Genomic DNA, 20,904 nt, shown 5'->3' with positions numbered 1-20,904 from the left:
CTTAACTGACTGGCATTACATCATTCATGGGCTTTTTTCAATATTACTGAGGCAATCAGCGTGGCAAGTATTAGCTGGTTTTATTCAAGATAATACGATCACTGCGTAGCACACGTTTTTGCTGCAATGAGGGTTGTTCCATCACCGGCATATTGAAGCGAATATGATCGCTACGTTGTACACGTTTCGGTTTTGTTACGTTTACTTTTGCTGTTTTATAAAAGCTAATGCGATCTGTGCGTACCACTTTTTCTGCAGCAGGTGCCGCTAGACTAAACTGGCTCATCGACATCAGGATTACAGCGCCCATACTGATCATCAGCTTAGATTTCATAACATTCTCTCTCTTTGCTTTATAATCGTAATTATAAATTAAAAATTAATTAGTAATCCAAAATATAGATTTATGATTCGAAGGTATTTTTTTATCCTGTCTATCGTTTTTCCAGATCATTTCTAGAATTGAAAAATGAAGCAGACATAAAAAATCCCTCCTAAGAGGGATTTTCTCATTCAATACATCAGCACTTAAGCAAGCAGCAAACTATTAATTCGCTTGACATATTCAGCAGGATTTTCTGGTAATCCACCTTCTGCAATCACCGCCTGGTCAAAGATCACATTGGCCAGATCATCAAACTGCGCCGAGCCATCCAGTTTTTTCACCAACGGATGTTCCGGGTTAATTTCCAGAATCGGCTTGATATCCGGCACAGGCTGACCCGCATCTTTCAGCATACGAATCAGCTGCGGAGACAACTCACCTTCGCCCGTCACCAGACAAGCCGGAGAATCGACCAGACGCGTCGTCACCCTTACTTCCTTGGTCTTGTCTTTGAGTGAGTCTGTGAGCTTATCCACCACCGGTTTAAACTCTAAGGCAGCTGCTTCAAGTGCTTTTTTCTCTTCGGCATCCTGAAGGTCACCCAAGTCCACTGCACCCTTAGACACGTTTTGCAACGGCGTACCATCGAACTCATTCACAAAGTTCATCGCCCATTCATCTACGCGTTCAGTCATTAACAGAACTTCAATGCCTTTTTTCTTGAACAATTCCAGCTGTGGTGAATTCTTCGCAGCATTCAGGCTATCTGCAGTCACATAATAGATGGCTTTTTGGCCCTCTTGCATACGTGCTTTATAGTCTGCCAATGACGTGCTGACTTCATCATTGGTCGACGTTGCATAACGTAGCAGTTTCAAGATACGTTCACGGTTACTGAAATCTTCACCCAGACCTTCTTTCAATACTGAAGCAAATTCCTGATAGAAAGTCTTAAAGTTTGCCTGATCTTTTTCATCTTCAGATTTAGCCAGATTATCCAAAATGGTCAGGATACGGCGGGTATTGCCTTCACGGATGGTTTTTACATCACGGCTTTCTTGCAGTAATTCACGACTCACGTTCAATGGCAGATCGGCACTGTCCACCACACCCTGTACAAAGCGCAGATAGTTTGGAATCAGGTTATCTGCATCATCCATAATGAACACGCGTTTCACATACAGTTTGATACCCGCTTTGGATTCACGGGTGAAAATATCATGTGGCGCTTTGCTTGGAATATATAATAACTGGGTATATTCAGTGCTGCCTTCCACCCGATTATGCGCCCAAGCCAATGGCGCTGCGAAATCATGGCTTAAGTTCTTGTAGAACTCGACATACTGCTCTTCAGTGATTTCAGACTTGTTACGAGTCCATAATGCGCTGGCCGAGTTAATGGCTTCCCACTCATCGGTTTTGACATACTGGCCACCTTTAGATGTTTCACCTTCAGCCGCTTCTTCTTCCTGCCAGACTTCTTTTTGCATCTGGATTGGCAGGCTGATGTGGTCTGAATATTTATTGATAATCTGCTTCACTTTATAGCTTTGCAGATAATCCAGCGCATCGTCACGTAAGTGCAGAATAATATCGGTACCACGTCCTTGTTTCGTGATCTGTTCAACTTCGAACTCACCAGTACCACCACTGATCCAGCGCACCCCTTCAGAGACATCTGTGCCAGCACGACGCGATTCTACCGTGATCTTGTCAGCCACAATAAAACCGGAATAGAAACCGACACCAAACTGGCCAATTAGCTGGGCATCAGCTTTTTGATCGCCGGTCAGTTTGGACATAAAGTCTTTGGTGCCTGATTTGGCAATAGTCCCTAAATTATCAATGGCTTCCTGCTCGCTCAAGCCAATCCCGTTGTCTGAAATGGTAATGGTTTTATTGTCTGCATCCAGACTGACACGAACGCGCAGATCAGGATCATTTTCATAAAATTCAGGATGGTTAATCCCTTCAAAACGTAATTTGTCACATGCATCTGAGGCATTCGAGATCAATTCGCGTAGGAAAATTTCAGGGTTTGAATAAAGCGAATGGGTCACGAGATGTAGTAACTGAGCCACTTCAGCCTGGAAACTATGTTTTTGTGCGCTAGACTCGCTCATTAATCACTCCTTTTATTTTAAATACAGGTCAATACTGTTGCCTATATGAATGGAGTGAGTTACTAAATTTTCAATAGCCAGTTGTATATTTTTTCTCAAGATATTTTATAAAGGATCTCTTGATCTAAAATGACTTGGATTTGTAAAGGCTTAGGTTTAAGGCTTAATAAGGCCCAAGCTTATAAATACGTTGAAATTGCAGGTCTATTTGCTGCTGACGCATATTATAGACCTGACTCAGACAGGACACAGATTCCTGACAGCGGTCACGGAACTGTAGCCATTTCACCTGATCACGCTGGATCACCGAACGGGTTCCCATAGGCACTATACGGCGTAAAATATGATAGCTGGTACTCATCTTGACATCGGCATCATTGAGCAGACGATGTTCACAAATCGCTTTCTCTGTCACGGTTTCAGCTTTCTGACAATCAAAACTTGCCGCATAGGCAGACCCTGCCAGCAGGCTGAAGAAGATCACAATACCTTGGCTTAAAAACTTCATGCTGATCTTCCTTATTATTCAATTATTAAGTCGTATTCAATTAATATTTGCTTTATTCGTTTTAATATAGTTGAACATTGCCGATCTGCTCAATTTCAATAAGTTATAAATCGTTGTTATTTTGAAAAAAAAGCCTCATTCAAGATGAGGCTTTTTTGTTGAGCAAGGCTAGAATTTAGAACTTGTAGCTATAACCGATCGTGTAAACCCAAGGATCAATATTCAAGTCGAATTTAGTATTATCAGCATCATCTAATGTCACTTCAGGACTCAAATCTGCATAGCGCACGTCAGCAAATACCCCCCAGTTTTTGGCATCGGCTGGCTGATAATTAAAACCGACCTGACCTGCCAAACCAAATTCCTCTTTCACATCTTTAGCCAGACCTTCTTCATCCCAAGCAATAAAAGCTGTGCCACCTACACCAATATATGGCGTAAAGCGTGTTGCATTTTTAAAGTGATATTTAGCGGTAATAGTTGGTGGAAGATGTTTAATCTTGGCAATTTTCCCTAGACCCTGAGCAGAAATGTCATGGTTAAACGGGGTAGCCAATAATAATTCTGCCGAGATATTGTCATTAAAGAAGTATTCGACTGAAGGCGTAAAACCATATTCTTGATCTGCTTCTACGATTAAACCTGGTGCAATTTCAGTGTCACTTGATGGTGCTAAAGAGCTGGCACCAACTTTCACCTGCCATTGACCTGCCATCGCAGATGCAGAAAGACCCATTAATGCAATTAGAGCAGCTTGCTTTAACATTTTAAAATACCCCATAGGAAGAATAATTGGTGGTGTATCAAAAAGTATGCTAAAAAAAAGCAGGTTGAATTTTGATAAAATAGAGAAATGCAAATAACTCTAGAAATCAAATGTCCAACCTGCCTCAGTGACAGTATAAAGAAAAATGGCATCAAAGTAGATGGGAAACAAAACTACCAATGCAAAGACTGCAAACGTCAGTTTATTGGTGACCATGCTCTGAGCTATCTAGGATGTAATTCTGGCATTACTCGTAAAATATTACAGTTAATGGTCAGAGGCAGCGGTATACGAGATATCGCTGAAGTTGAGCGCATTAGTATCGGTAAAGTCTTACGGACTTTAACTGAATCGGCCTATCAAATTCAGCCTAAACAAAGTCATTATGAATCTCTCGAAGTAGATGAATTCTGGACTTTTGTTGGAAATAAAAATAATAAACAATGGCTTATTTACGCCTACCATCGAGAAACAGGTGAGATTGTTGCTTATGTTTGGGGTAAGAGAGATTTAGCTACAGTCCAAAGGTTGAAGACAAAGCTTAAACAATTAGGTATTCACTACACCCGAATTGCAAGTGATCATTGGGACAGTTTCATCACTGCTTTTAAAAACTGCAAGCAAAGTATTGGTAAGTTTTTTACTGTAGGAATTGAAGGTAATAATTGCAAAATAAGGCATCGAATAAGGCGTGGTTTTAGAAGAAGTTGTAATTTCTCCAAAAAGCTTGAAAACCATTTTAAAGCCTTCGACTTAACCTTCTTTTACATCAATAATGGCTTCATTTAATGTCAGCATACTTTTTAAAACACCACCCTTATAATTTATTTTAAATCTAGGCAAATCTGCTCCGATTTATATCAGAGCAGATTAAAAAGGACTTACAGAACCATGGCTGCAATCCAGCCAAAGATGATAAGCGGAATATTAAAATGAATGAAGGTTGGAACCACACTATCCTTCATATGGTCATGCTGACCATCCATATTCAGACCAGATGTTGGGCCTAGAGTTGAATCTGACGCTGGAGAGCCGGCATCGCCTAAAGCCGCCGCAGTCCCGATAATCGCAATGGTCGCCGCAGGGCTGAAACCAAACTGGATACACAGCGGAACATAAATAATCGCCAGAATGGGAATGGTTGAGAAAGACGAACCAATGCCTAGGGTAATTAGCAAACCAATCAACAGCATCAGGAAGGCAGCCAATGCCTGGCTATCACCAATCCAGTTCACTGATGCTTCAACCAAGGTTGGTACCTGATTAGTCGCTTCAATCACCGCGGCAAAGCCTTGTGCCGCAATCATGATAAAGCCAACCAGCGCCATCATGCGCATACCGGTAATGATCACATCATCCGCTTCTTTCCATTTAAAGATCCCGGCACAACTCAGGATCGCGACACCGACCAGACCAGCCAGAATCATCGAGTCTGAATAAAGCTGTACCGCCAATGTGGCAATAACTGCAAGACCTGCCATCCAGATGGTAAATTTGGCAATCTGCGGTTTAACCTGTTCAGCCACACCCAGTTCAGCAGAAATACTTTGCTGCTCTTGGACATGAATATCTTGATATTGGCGTGGTTTGCGATAGCTAATAAAGATCGCCACCAATAAGCCCACAAACATACCGAATACTGGAATTGCCATCGCAGATGGAATCTGGTCATAGCTAATTTCAAATCCATATGGCTTACCAAAAGTATTGATGTTATGACCCAGAATATCATTCAGGAAGATGGCACCAAAACCGACCGGAATCAGCATATAGGTGCCTACCAGACCAAAGGTCAGCAAACAGGCAATCAAACGACGGTCGAGCTTTAAGTGGTTAAATACAGCCAATAGTGGCGGAATCAGTACCGGAATAAAGGCAATATGCACGGGAATGACGTTCTGCGAGAACACGGCAGCAATAGCAACTGTGAAAAAGATCAGATATTTCACCCGGTTTTGCGCTTTAAAATCGGCCTCACCTTTTAAGGTACTGATCATTTTATAAGCCAGTAAATCCGGTAAACCCGAACGTGCCAGAGCCAAAGCAAATGCACCTAAAATACCGTAAGCCAAGGCAATTTTAGCACCACCACCCAAGCCATTGTTAAACGCATCCAAGGTTCCCTGCAGGCCTAGACCTGCCAATAAACCACCTGTAACAGCACCAATGACCAGGGCAAAAACCACAGGTACACGTGCCAACGAGAGTCCGAACATGACTCCAATAGCAGCAAGAATTGCGAACATAATGAATCGGAATAGAGAGAAAGCGGCTATTTTATCAGAAAATGCGGATAAAAATTCCGCCACTTTTTTCTGGTCGGGTCATGTTTCGCGGAGTGGCCTGTCAATGAATGTCAGCAGATTTACGCTGAATAAACTCATCAATCAATTGAGCCACTTGCTCCGGTTGACTCAGGATCGCCCAGTGATTGGCAGCCAGTTCTACTTTCGAGAAATCATCCACCCATTTTGACATTTCATCAACCAGATCTGGCCCGACAAACTGGTCATATTTCAGCACAATCGCCTGTACCGGACAGATGGCAAAACGCTGCCGTGGTTGAGCTAAGCGTGGCAAAAAATTGGCCCGATACAGGTTCACACCATATTTGCCATCTTTGACAATATGCGGGTTGAGTGGCAGATCATCGTGTCTTTCCAGTTGCTGCACGATCTTGCCCCAACGCTGCGGATTAAAAAAATTCCAGGCCAACGGCGCCACTAAAGGCAACTGAAACATCGCGATATACCAAGATTTGCTCATTTGCTTTAAAAATTTTGCTTTGTTTTGCTGGAACTGTTCACGCATCCAGAAAGCGGCATGATCCAGACATGGCCCAGATAAGGTGCTATAAGACAGAATTCGCCCTTTAAAGCGTGGATCGGTGACAGATTCCCAGGACTGAATTGAGCCCCAGTCATGCGCAGCCAGATGAAAAGCTCGATTCGGCAATACCTTATTCACCACCTCTTCCAGATCCTGACTTAAACGGGCCAAGCGGTAATCGGAGATTTTTTTGGGAATACTGGACTCCCCTGCGCCACGGACATCATAGGTCACCACAAAATAATCCTGACTCAAATGAGCAATGACTGGCTCCCAAACCGCTTGATGATCAGGATAGCCATGAACCAGTACCAAGGCCGGCTGTTCGGGTTGTCCATAAGTTTTGACACAGAGACACTGCTGATCCGTGGTATCGACCCATTGCACTTGTGTTTCCATCTTTTGATCCTGTTTTTATTATTGACCGCTTAGTTTATAAATCGGCATGATTGATCAATGCCAGCGCATTTTTGTTGCTCTAGTATGCATAATCACAGCCGCAAAAAGAATGTCAGTATGAGCCTATTCCAGAAAATTCAAAAACTGCCTCTGGTTTCAAAATTTATTCTGAACCGTTATGCCCCTTATCGTGGTGCAGGCATCGAAATTGATAAGATTGATTTTAATAATTATCATGTTCGGGTCAAAATGCCGCTGACCCGTAAGAACCAAAATATTGTCGGTGTGCATTTTGGTGGCAGCCTGTATTCGATGGTCGATCCCTTTTATATGTTATTGCTAATGCATCATTTGGGGCCGAAGTATCTGGTCTGGGATAAAGGCGCCAGCATTCAGTTTTTGGCACCGGGTCGCGGCACAGTGGTGGCGGATATTCGGATTTCTGCTGAAGAAATTACCACGATTATCAATCTGGCGGCCGATAATGCGCCAGTGTATCGACATTATCAGCTGAATATTTATGATGAAGCCGGGGTCAGAATTGCTGAGGTAGAGAAAACGGTCTATATCCGGCGGAAACAGAGCAAAGGGAAAATTAACGCTCCTAAATAAGATAAAAGCGCCACATTGGCGCTTTTAAATCTAGATGAATCTGAAGTAACTTTCGACTTAACGACGACGGTTATCCTGTTCAATCGCAGCACCGGCACCACCACCGATTGCACCACCAATTGCAGCACCCGCATTACCACCGAAGATGCTTTTACCGACTGCTGAACCAACAGCACCACCTACACCACTATAGGTCGCATTACGGTTTGAACCGCCTTGGGATTTACTACCTACTGCTGCACCGGCACCACCACCTACAGCTGCACCAACGCCACCGCCGACTTTATTACCGACACCACCACCGACTGCACCACCCAGGGCTGCAGCACCGATCCGTTGCTCATTGGCAGACATACTTTCACAACCCGCCAACATAAAGGTGGAAAGAGTGGCAACTGCCATAACACCCATTAATTTTTTCATGACCTTGGCCTTCCTGTCTTGCTTTAATTAAGCTTATCTTCATTTTATGAAACTAAAATCTGTAGCGTGTTACTTCTCTCGGTATTCCTGCTGAGTTTTGTAAATATCAATGGATTATTCTTCTGTTCCAGATGTCCTATTTATAAATTTCAGACAAAAAAAGACGCCCGAAGGCGTCTCTTTTCTCAGCTTTAACTCGAATTAGAATTCTTCGTTAAATGCCTGGCTTAGAGCTTGATCTACATCAGAGAAGTCATTGTGCAATTCAAATTCTGCAGCTTCTGCTTCTTGACGACGACGCTCTAGGTGGTAAGCCAAACCTGTACCCGCTGGGATCAGACGACCTACAACCACGTTCTCTTTCAAGCCACGTAAGTCATCTTCTTTACCTGTTACAGCCGCTTCAGTTAACACACGCGTGGTTTCCTGGAACGATGCAGCAGAGATGAACGAGTCAGTAGAAAGCGATGCTTTGGTAATACCCATCAATTGACGTTCAAACTTCGCAGGGAACTTGTTTTGTGCAAGAACTGCTTGGTTTTCTTGAACAACGCGGATGTAATCCACTTGTTCGCCTTTGATGAAGCTGGTATCGCCACCATCAGTGATATCAACTTTACGCAGCATTTGACGTACGATGACTTCAATATGCTTGTCGTTGATTTTTACACCTTGCAGACGGTATACGTCCTGAACTTCGTTCACGATGTAGTTTGTAAGCGCAACTTCGCCTTTCAAACGTAAGATATCGTGCGGGTTCTGTGGACCATCAGAAATAGTTTCACCACGGTTCACATGTTCGCCTTCGAACACGTTAATGGTACGCCATTTCGGAATCAGCTCTTCATAAATCTCAGAGCCATCATCCGGCGTAATCACCAGACGGTTCTTACCTTTGGTCTCTTTACCAAAGCTTACAACACCCGACACTTCTGCAAGGATTGCATGCTCTTTCGGCTTACGTGCTTCGAACAAGTCAGCTACACGCGGCAGACCACCGGTAATATCACGGGTACGTGAAGTTTCTTGTGGTACACGACCGATGACATCACCGACACCAATCGTTTCGCCATCGCGAACAGAAAGAATCGTGTTCTGTGGCAGGAAGTAGAACTGTTCACCACCATCAACGGTATCCAACACAACAGCAGGACGCAAATCTTTACCTGACGCAGGACGTGAAGTCACTGGCAAGATTTCGATGGTTGACATACCTGTTGCATCATCAGTTTTAGAAGTAACCGTCACGCCATCAGCAATCTGGCTGAAACGTACTTTACCAGCAACTTCTGTTACCAATGGATGTGTATGCGGATCCCAAGTCGCCACAATACCGCCTGCTTCTACAGCTTCGCCATCTTTCAGCAAGATAGAGGCACCGTAAGGCAGTTTATAGCGCTCGCGCTCACGACCTAAATCATCCGCAATACCGATTTCACCTGAACGTGAAGTCGACACCAAATGACCTTTGGCATGTTGTACTGTTTTCACGTTGTGGAAACGTACTGTACCTTGGTTACGAACTTGTACACTGTTTGCAGCAGAAGTTCGGCTCGCAGCACCACCGACGTGGAAGGTACGCATCGTTAACTGTGTACCTGGCTCACCAATCGATTGAGCTGCCATTACACCAACAGACTCACCCGGGTTCACCTGATGACCACGTGCTAGGTCACGACCGTAACATTTCGCACATACACCGAAGGTAGACGCACAGTTCACGACTGAACGTACTTTAATTTCGTCGACACCCTGGCTTTCGATAAACGTCGCCAATTTCTCGTCAATTAACGTATTACGTGGAAGCAGAACTTCGTCTGTACCTACACGTTTCACATCTTCAGCAACCACACGACCCAATACTCGTGCACCCAGGTTTTCGATGACATCGCCACCTTGAATGAACGGAGTCATGACCAGACCGTCATACGTACCACAATCCGGCTCGGTAATGACCAAGTCTTGCGCAACGTCTACCAGACGACGAGTCAAGTAACCAGAGTTCGCAGTCTTCAATGCTGTATCGGCCAAACCTTTACGCGCACCGTGTGTCGAGATGAAGTACTGAAGTACGGTCAAACCTTCACGGAAGTTCGCTTTAATAGGCGTTTCAATGATCGAGCCATCCGGCTTCGCCATCAAACCACGCATACCCGCCAACTGACGAATCTGAGCTGCCGAACCACGGGCACCTGAGTCAGACATCATATAGATCGAGTTGAATGATTTTTGCTTCTCGTCTTCACCCTGTTTGTTTTTAACAGTCGTGAATGACAAGTTGTCCATCATCGCTTTAGCAACCTGGTCATTGGTACGTGCCCAAATATCGACCACTTTGTTATAACGTTCGCCGGCAGTTACGAAACCTTGTTCGAACTGTTGTTCGATTTCACGAACTTCAGCTTCCGCTTTACCAATAATTGCTTGTTTTTGCGGTGGAATAACCATGTCTTCCATACCGACAGATACACCTGAACGCGTCGCTTGACGGAAGCCCAAGTACATCAACTGGTCAGCGAAGATAACAGTATCTTTCAGACCCAATTTACGGTAGCAAGAGTTAATTAACTTCGAGATATTTTTCTTGGTCATCTCAACGTTAATTTGCTGGAAATCCATCCCTTCAGGTACAACTTCCCAAAGCAGGCAGCGACCAGGCGTCGTATCTACAATAATGGTTTGCTGTTCACGGTTACCGTCTTCGTCGATGACAGTCTGGTGTACACGTGCTTTAACGCGAGCGTGTAGATCAACCTGACCTGTTGCTAGTGCACGGTTTACTTCGTGAGTATCCGCGAACACCATGCCTTCACCTTTAGCATTAATTGCATCACGCGTGATGTAATACAAGCCCAAGACAACGTCCTGAGACGGTACGATGATTGGCTCACCATTCGCTGGAGACAAGATGTTATTCGTCGACATCATTAACGCACGAGCTTCAAGCTGAGCTTCAAGTGTTAATGGTACGTGTACCGCCATTTGGTCACCATCGAAGTCGGCGTTAAACGCAGCACATACGAGTGGGTGTAGACGGATCGCTTTACCTTCGATCAGGATCGGTTCAAATGCTTGAAGACCCAGACGGTGAAGTGTTGGCGCACGGTTCAACATTACTGGATGTTGACGAATCACGTGAGCAAGAACGTCCCAAACTTCTGGGGTTTCACGCTCAACCATTTTCTTCGCAGCTTTAATGGTAGTTGCTTGACCAGAAGCTTGTAGTTTCGCGAAAATGAATGGCTTGAACAGTTCAAGTGCCATTTTCTTCGGAAGACCACATTGGTGCAAACGCAGGTTTGGACCAACAGTAATTACCGAACGACCAGAGTAGTCAACACGCTTACCAAGTAAGTTTTGACGGAAACGACCTTGCTTACCTTTGATCATGTCTGCCAAAGATTTAAGCGGACGCTTGTTCGAACCGGTAATTGCACGACCACGACGACCGTTATCTAGCAATGCATCTACAGACTCTTGTAACATACGTTTTTCGTTACGTACGATGATGTCTGGCGCTGCAAGGTCAAGAAGACGCTTCAAACGGTTGTTACGGTTGATCACACGACGATAAAGATCGTTCAGGTCAGAAGTCGCGAAACGACCACCTTCAAGTGGTACAAGCGGACGAAGGTCTGGTGGAAGAACTGGAAGTACAGTTAACACCATCCATTCTGGCTTGTTGTTCGAATCGTTGAATGCTTCCATCAACTTCAAACGCTTAGACGCTTTTTTCAGCTTGGTTTCTGAAGTTGTAACAGGAATTTCTTCACGAAGACGCGCAATTTCAGCTTCAAGATCGATGTCTTTCAACAAGTCTTGAACCGCTTCAGCACCCATTTTCGCTGTGAATTCATCACCGTGTTCTTCTAATGCATTGAAGTATTCTTCATCGTTTAGAAGTTGGTATTTCTCAAATGGAGTCATACCCGGATCGGTCACTACATAAGATTCGAAATACAATACGCGTTCGATATCACGTAGCGTCATGTCTAATAATAGACCGATACGGCTAGGCAATGATTTCAAGAACCAGATGTGTGCAACTGGAGATGCCAGCTCGATGTGACCCATACGCTCACGACGAACTTTCGCAGTTGTTACTTCAACGCCACATTTTTCACAAATGACGCCTTTGTATTTCATACGCTTGTATTTACCACACAAGCATTCGTAATCTTTCACTGGACCAAAGATTTTGGCACAGAACAAACCATCACGTTCAGGCTTGAACGTACGATAGTTAATGGTTTCTGGCTTTTTAACTTCACCGTGAGACCATGACTTAATCATTTCTGGTGACGCAAGACCAATACGGATGCGGTCAAACTCTACTGGAGCATGACCGTCTGAATCCGTCTTTTTGCGCATGATATCGAGCAAGTCTTTCAATTTTTTTCTCCGTGTGTTGTGGAGATTTTCACTCAACAACTGGGTCACAAATATTGTTTTTTAACTGAATTTTAATCCCCCTCAGTCCCCCTTTGTTAAGGGGGAAGCCCTCTTTATCAAAGAGGGGTTTGGGGAGATTCAATGGAACTAATTAGTCACCATTTTTCAGTTCAATGTTGATACCTAAAGAACGGATCTCTTTGGTCAATACGTTGAACGATTCAGGCATGCCCGGGTCCATATAATGGTTGCCATCTACAATGTTCTTGTAGATACGGGTACGGCCTTCAACGTCATCCGATTTCACAGTCAGCATTTCTTGTAGCGTATATGCTGCACCGTAAGCTTCTAGTGCCCAGACTTCCATCTCACCGAAACGCTGACCACCGAATTGTGCTTTACCACCAAGCGGCTGTTGCGTAACTAGAGAGTAAGAACCAGTTGAACGCGCATGCATCTTGTCATCAACCAAGTGGTTCAGTTTCAGCATGTACATGTAACCAACAGTTACCGGACGATCGAAACGCTCACCAGTACGACCATCATATAATACTGTCTGACCAGTACTAGACAGGCCTGCAAGTTGTAACAACTCTTTGATCTGACCTTCTTCAGCACCATCGAATACCGGAGTAGCCAAAGGCACACCAGCACGCAAGTTGCCAGAAAGTTTCAAGATTTCTTCATCAGTCAAGCTATCAAGATCTTCTTGCTCGCCACCAACTTTGTTGTAAATCTTGTCTAGGAAATCACGAAGCTCAAGTACAGTACGTTGCTCTTTCATCATCTTGTCGATTTGATCGCCAAGACCTTTCGCCGCCATACCCAAGTGAGTTTCAAGAATCTGACCCACGTTCATACGCGATGGTACGCCAAGCGGGTTCAATACGATATCAACAGGTACACCGTTGGCATCATGTGGCATGTCTTCTACCGGCAAGATGTTTGATACAACACCTTTGTTACCGTGACGACCCGCCATCTTATCACCCGGCTGGATACGACGTTTTACAGCAAGATAAACTTTAACTACTTTCAATACGCCAGTCGTCAGTTCATCGCCTGTAGAAAGTTTGCGTTTTTTCTCAGCAAATTTCTCGTCAATTTCAAAGCTCTTCTCTTTCAAGAACACTTGAATTTGAGTTAAACGCTCAGCAATTGCTTCATCAACTGGCTGAATTTCAAGAAGATCAACAAGCTCTAAACCAGACAACACATCTTCAGACAGTTTGTCGCCACGTTTAGTTGTACCGCCACCATTCGACTCTTGGCCATTCAGTAGACGGATTACACGTTCACGTGCAGCTTCTTCAAAGATTTTGAATTCTTCTTTCAAGTCTTTACGGTATGCATCTAACTGCGCTTTTTCAATTGCTTGAGCACGTTCGTCTTTTTCAAGACCGTCACGTGTAAACACTTGAACGTCAATCACTGTACCTTTGGTACCTGATGGAACACGTAGAGATGAGTCTTTTACGTCAGCCGCTTTTTCACCGAAGATTGCACGTAGCAATTTTTCTTCCGGAGTAAGCTGTGTTTCACCTTTAGGGGTTACTTTACCAACCAGGATATCACCAGCAGTTACTTCAGCACCGATGTAAACGATACCTGACTCGTCCAGTTTAGACAGAGCAGCTTCACCTACGTTTGGAATATCAGCAGTGATTTCTTCCGCACCCAGTTTGGTATCACGTGCAACACATGACAATTCCTGGATATGAATAGACGTTAAACGGTCTTCCTGAAGTACACGCTCAGATAACAAGATCGAGTCTTCGTAGTTGTAACCATTCCAGGTCATAAACGCAACGCGCATGTTTTGACCCAATGCCAGCTCACCGCCATCTGTTGATGGACCATCAGCCAGTACATCACCACGACCTACTTTATCGCCCAGGTTCACAAGAACTTTCTGGTTGATACAAGTGTTCTGGTTCGAACGGGTGTATTTGATCAGGTTGTAGATATCTACACCTGCTTCACCTGCGATCATTTCGTCTTCATTCACACGAATTACGACACGAGACGCATCAACAAACTCGATACGACCACCACGCTGAGCGATCACACATACACCTGAGTCATGTGCTACGTTCGCTTCCATACCGGTACCAACAAGCGGCTTGTCAGCAATCAACGTCGGAACTGCCTGACGTTGCATGTTCGAACCCATTAATGCACGGTTGGCATCATCGTGTTCTAGGAATGGAATCAGTGATGCTGCTACAGATACGACCTGCTGAGCAGATACATCCATATGCGTTACTTTTTCAGGAGGAATACGTACGAAGTCACCCTGATGACGAACAGATACAAACTCTTCTGTTAAATTACCATCTTTATCCATTGCAGAATCGGCCTGTGCAATGACAGTGCCTACTTCTTCAATCGCAGACAGGTATTCAACTTCATCTGTTACACGACCATCAACAACTTTACGGTATGGGGTTTCCAGGAAACCAAAGTTGTTACATTTCGCATAAACAGAAAGCGAGTTGATCAAACCAATGTTTGGACCTTCCGGTGTTTCAATTGGACATACACGACCGTAATGCGTTTGATGTACGTCACGTACTTCAAAGCCTGCACGTTCACGCGTCAAACCGCCGGGACCAAGCGCAGAAACACGACGTTTGTGCGTAATCTCAGATAACGGGTTGTTTTGGTCCATAAACTGAGACAACTGGCTTGAACCAAAGAATTCTTTGATTGCAGCAGCAACAGGTTTCGCATTGATCAAATCTTGCGGAGACAGGTTGTCAGTTTCAGCTTGCGATAGACGCTCTTTAACAGCACGTTCAACACGAACCAGACCTACACGGAATTGGTTTTCTGTCATTTCACCAACAGAACGAACACGACGGTTACCCAGGTGATCGATATCATCGACTTCACCTTTACCGTTACGGATTTCAACTAATGTTTTCAATACATCAGTGATATCTTCGTTCGAGAGAATGCCTTCAACTTCACGTGACTTCTGGTCTGTACCGACTTCGTAAGGACGACCCAAACGACGGTTGAACTTCATACGACCGACTGGAGACAAGTCATAACGTTCAGAAGAGAAGAACAAATTATTGAATAAGTTTTCAGCAGCTTCTTTTGTTGGTGGCTCGCCCGGACGCATCACTTTGTAGATTTCTACCAATGCTTCTTCACGACTAGTCGTTGTATCTGCACGTAGAGAATCTGCAACGAATGAACCGCGGTCGATATCATTGGTGAACAGAATATTGAATTGCTTCACGCCGCCTTCTGCAATTTTCACCATGATTTCATGGCTTAATACAGTATTGGCTGCAATCACATCACCATCTTTTAATGGGATGTCTTCAGCAGTGATACGCTCATATAGGTACTCATCTGGCACTGCAAGTTTTTCAAGACCTGAAGCTTCCATTTGACGTACATGACGCGCATTGATACGTTTACCTTGCTCAACAATTGCCTTGCCATCCTTGTCCAGGATGTCAAATTGCGCCATTTCGCCACGCAGACGTTCAGGCACCAGGTCAATCTGGTAGCTACCCATGTCAAGATACACAGGTACTTTCTCGTAGAACATATCGAGAATGTTTTCGTTGCTATAACCCAAGGCACGAAGTACCACAGTCGCAAGCAATTTACGACGACGGTCAATACGTACATAGACGAGGTCTTTGGCATCGAATTCAAAGTCTAACCATGAACCACGGTAAGGAATGATACGCGCTGAATAAAGGACTTTACCACTTGAGTGAGTCTTGCCTTTATCGTGGTCAAAGAATACGCCTGGTGAACGGTGTAATTGTGACACGATCACACGCTCGGTACCGTTAATTACAAAGGTACCGTTATCCGTCATCAATGGCATTTCGCCCATATAGACTTCTTGTTCACGTACGTCTTTAATTGACTTCGTTTCACGATCTTTCAGGATCAAACGAATTTTTACACGCATTGGTGCTGCATAAGTTGAGCCACGAAGGATACATTCGCGTACATCAAACTCAGGCTTACCAAGACTATACTCAACAAATTCTAAAGCAGCATTGCCAGAATAACTTTCAATAGGAAAAACTGAACGAAATGCGGCTTGGAGACCGATATCTTCGCGGTTTTTTGGTGATTTGCCATCTTGTAAGAATGTTCTGTACGAGTCGACTTGAATCGCGAGCAAGTACGGAGCATCCATGACGCTAGGCAATTTACCAAAATTCTTACGGATCCGTTTCTTTTCGGTATATGAGTATGCCATCTGGAGTCCTCGGAAAGTGTAAACCAAGCCCGCCTGCAGAACGGGCTCAGAAGGAATTACGCTGGCCGATATGGCCACCACTCTTTACAAATGCTGCAATTTTTAGTGGTATTAAAACGCTTATCAATATTTTTTAATGAAAAATATTGGTAAACGTTTGTTCATTATGTTTATTTTCAATTTGTATGATTTTTATATCATGCAAACAAAAATCGAGCCGATTATTGTAACGCAAAAAGGCTGATGACCCAAGAGCCATCAGCCAATTTTTGGAGCCGATTATAAAAAACCGGCTCCCTTAAGAAATTACTTAAGAGTAACTGTAGCACCAGCTTCTTCAAGTTTCTTCTTAAGCTCTTCGCCTTCTTCTTTAGAAACGCCTTCTTTAAGAACTGCAGGAGCGCCTTCAACCATGTCTTTAGCTTCTTTCAAGCCAAGGCCAGTCGCTTCACGAACTGCTTTAATTACAGCAACTTTGTTCGCGCCGAAAGAAGTCAATTCAACATTGAATTCAGTTTGTTCTTCAGCAGCAGCAGCAGCAGGACCAGCAGCAACAGCTACGGCAGCAGCAGATACATTGAATTTCTCTTCGAAAGCAGAGATAAGTTCAACAAGTTCAAGAACAGTTTTTTCAGCAACTGCGTTTAGGATTTCTTCGTTTGTTAAAGCCATGAGATTAACTCCAAATGGGTATTGAATGATGTGTGTTTAAGTTTGAGCTTAAGCAGCTTCTGACTCGTTTTTCTCTTGAAGCGCTGTAAGTAAGCGGCCCAATTTCGAAATAGGAGCTTGAAGAACGTTTGCAAGCATAGTAAGCGCTTTCTCTTGGTTCGGAAGATTCGCGATTACGCTAACTTCTGCACCTTGATAAAGTTTGCCATCAAATGCAGCAGCTTTAAGTTCAAATGCTTTATTAGTTTTAGCGAATTCTTCGAACAAACGTGCAGCAGCACCCATGTCGTCTTCAGAATTCGAGAAAGCTAAGATTGTTGGGCCAACAAGGTTGTCGTTCAAGATATTGAATTGAGTATCTTGAAGAGCACGTTTAGCCAAAGTGTTACGCACGATACGTGTAGTAACACCAAGTTTACGCGCTTCAACACGTAGAGTAGTTAACTGCTCTACAGTCAAACCTTGGTAGTCAGCAACAACAGCAGCAAATGCAGTAGAAGCAACTTCAGCTACTTCAGCTACGATCTGTTTTTTGCCTTCGATAAGAAGAGCCATTGTAAAACCTCCTAACGGTGATTTATGTACTTACGCGAAGTACACTCCCAATTCGCAAGACCATCACTGGACTCACACGCGGAGGATGAACAAATCACACCACCGCGTCTACGCAGGCTGGGCTATTAAGAGAGAAGCATAAAACTCCCCTCGCCCGCGGTCTTTGACGCTGATAAATTTTCATTTACCAATTCAAAGTTTGCCTAAATTATCCCCTCTCCTTTTAGGAGAGGGCTAGGGAGAGGTTTAACCCTCTTCCCGACCTTCTTCCAGAGGGAGAAGGAGACATCTTCAGGGCTTTAAAATTCTGTAATAAGTCGAGACTTATTTAGAAACGTTTGCTACATCAACGATCAAACCAGGGCCCATAGTTGAGCTCAAAGTGATCTTTTGAATGTATACGCCTTTAGACGTAGCAGGTTTCAAACGCTTCAAGTCAGCAACAAGCGCTTCAACGTTTTGACGAACAGCAGCAGCTTCAAAACCTACCTGACCGATCGCAGCATGGATAATACCAGCTTTGTCTACGCGGTAACGTGCTTGACCAGCTTTTGCATTTTTAACTGCAGTAGCAACGTCAGGAGTTACAGTACCCACTTTAGGGTTTGGCATTAAGCCACGTGGACCAAGGATCGTACCAAGTTTACCTACAACGCGCATTGCATCTGGAGCAGCAATTACTACGTCAAAGTCAAGGTTACCCGCTTGGATGCTTTCAGCAAGATCGTCGAAACCAACAACGTCTGCGCCTTCAGCTTTAGCAGCTTCAGCAGCAGCGCCTTGAGCGAATACAGCTACACGTACAGTTTTACCAGTACCTGCAGGAAGTGTAGTCGCGCCACGAACAACTTGGTCAGATTTACGAGGATCAACACCTAGGTTTACCGCGATATCTAGAGATTCTTTGAATTTAGGAGCTGGAAGGCTCTCTAAAACTGCAACAGCTTCTTCTAGCGTGTAAACTTTGTGTGCTTCTACAGCAGCTACAATCGCTTTTTGACGTTTAGTTAATTTAGCCATGTCTTAAAGCTCCACTTCCAAGCCCATAGAACGCGCAGAACCAGCAATGGTACGTACACGTGCGTCTAAATCAGCACCAGTCAAATCTGGTTCTTTAGTAGTCGCAATTTCTTCGATTTGAGCACGAGTCAACTTACCAACTTTAGTTTTGTTAGGTACAGCTGAACCCTTCTGGATACCAGCAGCTTTCTTAAGAAGAACAGCAGCAGGTGGAGTTTTCATGATGAATGTGAACGACTTGTCGTTGTACACAGTGATCACGACTGGAATTGGCAGACCAGCTTCAACTTTTTGTGTAGCAGCATTGAATTCTTTACAGAATGCCATGATGTTCACACCACGTTGACCTAGTGCAGGACCAATCGGTGGAGATGGATTCGCTTTACCAGCTGGAACTTGCAGCTTGATATAGCCGTCAATCTTCTTAGCCATTTCAAATTACCTCTGGGTGCAAACGCCGGTGAAGGCTCCCCAATGATTTCAAGTAACGATACCGTTACAACAACAATGCCTGACTTATAAATAAGTCAGGCGTTTTCAACCCATACAAATTAGACTGATTTTTCGACTTGACGAAATTCCAATTCAACTTGAGTTGGTCGGTTAAATACATTAATGGTCAGCGTTAAACGCGACTTTTCGTACTGAACTTCTTCCACCACACCTTTAAAGTCTGTGAATGGACCGTCAACCACGAGTAATTCTTCGCCCGGTTCAAACATCGTCTTAGGACGAGGCGCTTCACCAGTATTGCGTACACGCGCAAGAATCGCATCTGCTTCTTTTTGCGTAATCGGTGCCGGTTTTTCAGCCGTACCACCAATAAAACCTAAAACTTTTGGACATTCTTTAACAATGTGCCAAGTATCATCATTCATTTCCATTTCGACTAGAACATAGCCAGGAAAGAACTTACGCTCTGATTTACGCTTCTTGCCATCCTTCATTTCTACCACTTCTTCGGTAGGAACAAGGACTTCACCAAAGCTATCGGCAACAGCGCTACGCTGGATTCGATCATTAAGCGAACGCATCACTTGTTTTTCATAACCTGAATAGGCATGAATAATGTACCAACGTTTCATAGCTCTCTTACCCGATAATAAACTTCATTAACCAGCCTAAAATATAATCAAAACACCACAATAAGATAGATGCAATTACGACTACAACAAGAACTTGCCAAGATGTGGACATGGTCTCTTGTTTTGTAGGCCAGGTCACTCGACGCAACTCAATTCGTGCATCTTTCAGCAGACGAATAAAGCCTTTGCCTTGATGGGTGGCGTATAATAAACCGAATGCTGCAACGATACAAGCCAAAATCACCCCAACGCGCACCCAAATATCATTCGCAGGTGCCCAGTACGCTGGTAAATATTGGTTTACCATCATTGCACCAACCAATAAAATCAAGGCGATAACCCATAGAACCATGTCTAATGGAGAACCAGAACTTACATCTACTGCAGGATTATTTCTTTGAGGAATTGCCGCTTCGCTTAATGCGTCGCGTGATTTTTCATTCGACATTTTTGTACTCGTCGTAGGTTTCGCGACTTATTATATGACCAATTTTGCCGACATCAAGCGTCTTTTTAAAAACTTGGCAGGTCAGGAGGGACTCGAACCCCCAACTTTCGGTTTTGGAGACCGACGCTCTACCAATTGAACTACTGACCTGCAAAACAACAAGTTGGAGCCTAAACCCCAACCTGTTTGTCTTATTCTATGATTATGCAGTCACTTTAGCAACTACACCAGCACCCACTGTACGACCGCCTTCACGGATCGCAAAACGTAGACCAGGGTCCATTGCGATCGGATGGATCAACTCTACTGACATCTCAACGTTGTCACCAGGCATTACCATTTCTACGCCTTCTTTAAGAGAAATCGCACCAGTTACGTCCGTAGTACGGAAGTAGAACTGTGGACGGTAACCGTTAAGGCTGTCTCTTATACACATCTCCGAGCCCACGAGACAAAAAAAAAATATTCAATTCTCTTTTCCTTTCTCTTATACACACCTTCCATCCC

General features: G+C 44.1%; 17 protein-coding genes, 1 tRNA gene and 1 pseudogene. 2 read left to right on the top strand and 17 right to left on the bottom strand.

Annotated elements, in window-relative coordinates; all coding sequences use genetic code 11:
• Positions 1 to 70 precede the first annotated feature (70 nt).
• From BFN00_RS08195 to BFN00_RS08180, 4 genes are all read right to left on the bottom strand, one after another.
• Positions 71 to 334, bottom strand: a complete 264-nt coding sequence (locus tag BFN00_RS08195; RefSeq protein ID WP_071851077.1) for a hypothetical protein — start codon at positions 332 to 334, stop codon at positions 71 to 73.
• Positions 335 to 528: 194 nt separating this feature from the next.
• A complete protein-coding gene (gene htpG, locus BFN00_RS08190) occupies positions 529 to 2,448 on the bottom strand; it encodes a molecular chaperone HtpG (protein ID WP_071851076.1) in 1,920 nt (639 codons plus the stop codon).
• A gap of 163 nt (positions 2,449 to 2,611) precedes the next feature.
• Positions 2,612 to 2,956 carry a lysozyme inhibitor LprI family protein gene (locus BFN00_RS08185; RefSeq protein ID WP_071851073.1) on the bottom strand — a complete coding sequence of 115 codons (345 nt, stop codon included), beginning with the start codon at positions 2,954 to 2,956 and terminating at the stop codon, positions 2,612 to 2,614.
• A 175-nt stretch (positions 2,957 to 3,131) separates the two neighbouring features.
• A complete protein-coding gene (locus tag BFN00_RS08180; RefSeq protein WP_071851079.1) occupies positions 3,132 to 3,722 on the bottom strand; it encodes an OmpW/AlkL family protein in 591 nt (196 codons plus the stop codon).
• Positions 3,723 to 3,809: 87 nt separating this feature from the next.
• On the opposite strand from BFN00_RS08180, the gene BFN00_RS08175 reads away from it, so the two are divergent.
• Positions 3,810 to 4,511 carry an IS1 family transposase gene (locus BFN00_RS08175; protein WP_004282344.1) on the top strand — a complete coding sequence of 234 codons (702 nt, stop codon included), beginning with the start codon at positions 3,810 to 3,812 and terminating at the stop codon, positions 4,509 to 4,511.
• A 92-nt stretch (positions 4,512 to 4,603) separates the two neighbouring features.
• Here the strand turns inward: BFN00_RS08175 and BFN00_RS08170 are convergent, their stop codons facing one another.
• Positions 4,604 to 5,968 (bottom strand): Na+/H+ antiporter family protein, encoded by a 1,365-nt coding sequence (locus tag BFN00_RS08170; RefSeq protein WP_005095288.1) that lies wholly within the window; start codon positions 5,966 to 5,968, stop codon positions 4,604 to 4,606.
• 100 nt (positions 5,969 to 6,068) lie between these two features.
• The gene (locus BFN00_RS08165) at positions 6,069 to 6,950 is read right to left on the bottom strand and encodes an alpha/beta fold hydrolase (protein ID WP_071851072.1); all 882 of its coding nucleotides are present in this window, start codon (positions 6,948 to 6,950) and stop codon (positions 6,069 to 6,071) included.
• A 117-nt stretch (positions 6,951 to 7,067) separates the two neighbouring features.
• On the opposite strand from BFN00_RS08165, the gene BFN00_RS08160 reads away from it, so the two are divergent.
• Positions 7,068 to 7,562 (top strand): DUF4442 domain-containing protein, encoded by a 495-nt coding sequence (locus BFN00_RS08160; protein WP_212749939.1) that lies wholly within the window; start codon positions 7,068 to 7,070, stop codon positions 7,560 to 7,562.
• A gap of 57 nt (positions 7,563 to 7,619) precedes the next feature.
• On the opposite strand, the gene BFN00_RS08155 is transcribed toward BFN00_RS08160, so the two are convergent.
• From BFN00_RS08155 to BFN00_RS08105, 11 genes and pseudogenes are all read right to left on the bottom strand, one after another.
• Positions 7,620 to 7,985: a glycine zipper domain-containing protein gene (locus BFN00_RS08155; RefSeq protein ID WP_005108070.1), complete on the bottom strand. Its 366-nt coding sequence runs from the start codon at positions 7,983 to 7,985 to the stop codon at positions 7,620 to 7,622.
• 201 nt (positions 7,986 to 8,186) lie between these two features.
• Positions 8,187 to 12,377: a DNA-directed RNA polymerase subunit beta' gene (gene rpoC, locus BFN00_RS08150; protein ID WP_004278609.1), complete on the bottom strand. Its 4,191-nt coding sequence runs from the start codon at positions 12,375 to 12,377 to the stop codon at positions 8,187 to 8,189.
• A gap of 151 nt (positions 12,378 to 12,528) precedes the next feature.
• The gene (rpoB, locus tag BFN00_RS08145) at positions 12,529 to 16,617 is read right to left on the bottom strand and encodes a DNA-directed RNA polymerase subunit beta (RefSeq protein WP_071851069.1); all 4,089 of its coding nucleotides are present in this window, start codon (positions 16,615 to 16,617) and stop codon (positions 12,529 to 12,531) included.
• A 306-nt stretch (positions 16,618 to 16,923) separates the two neighbouring features.
• Positions 16,924 to 17,289, bottom strand: a complete 366-nt coding sequence (gene rplL / locus BFN00_RS08140) for a 50S ribosomal protein L7/L12 (RefSeq protein WP_004278611.1) — start codon at positions 17,287 to 17,289, stop codon at positions 16,924 to 16,926.
• A 48-nt stretch (positions 17,290 to 17,337) separates the two neighbouring features.
• On the bottom strand, positions 17,338 to 17,844 hold the full coding sequence (gene rplJ, locus BFN00_RS08135) for a 50S ribosomal protein L10 (protein WP_004278612.1): 507 nt from the start codon (positions 17,842 to 17,844) through the stop codon (positions 17,338 to 17,340).
• Positions 17,845 to 18,168: 324 nt separating this feature from the next.
• A complete protein-coding gene (rplA, locus tag BFN00_RS08130) occupies positions 18,169 to 18,864 on the bottom strand; it encodes a 50S ribosomal protein L1 (protein ID WP_004278613.1) in 696 nt (231 codons plus the stop codon).
• A gap of 3 nt (positions 18,865 to 18,867) precedes the next feature.
• Complete coding sequence (gene rplK / locus BFN00_RS08125) at positions 18,868 to 19,296, bottom strand: 50S ribosomal protein L11 (RefSeq protein ID WP_004278614.1); 429 nt, start codon at positions 19,294 to 19,296, stop codon at positions 18,868 to 18,870.
• 119 nt (positions 19,297 to 19,415) lie between these two features.
• Positions 19,416 to 19,949: a transcription termination/antitermination protein NusG gene (nusG, locus tag BFN00_RS08120; protein ID WP_004278615.1), complete on the bottom strand. Its 534-nt coding sequence runs from the start codon at positions 19,947 to 19,949 to the stop codon at positions 19,416 to 19,418.
• Positions 19,950 to 19,956: 7 nt separating this feature from the next.
• Positions 19,957 to 20,397 (bottom strand): preprotein translocase subunit SecE, encoded by a 441-nt coding sequence (secE, locus tag BFN00_RS08115; RefSeq protein ID WP_071851067.1) that lies wholly within the window; start codon positions 20,395 to 20,397, stop codon positions 19,957 to 19,959.
• Between the two features lie 74 nt (positions 20,398 to 20,471).
• A tRNA-Trp gene (locus BFN00_RS08110) sits at positions 20,472 to 20,547 on the bottom strand.
• Positions 20,548 to 20,599: 52 nt separating this feature from the next.
• Positions 20,600 to 20,815, bottom strand: a pseudogene (locus tag BFN00_RS08105) (EF-Tu C-terminal domain-related protein); the annotation flags it as partial.
• Positions 20,816 to 20,904 lie beyond the last annotated feature (89 nt).

It is taken from the genome of Acinetobacter sp. AR2-3, from assembly GCF_001878775.1.
In the GTDB taxonomy this organism is placed as follows: Bacteria; Pseudomonadota; Gammaproteobacteria; order Pseudomonadales; family Moraxellaceae; genus Acinetobacter; species Acinetobacter lwoffii_D.
This window is presented reverse-complemented; position numbering and strand designations above follow the sequence as displayed.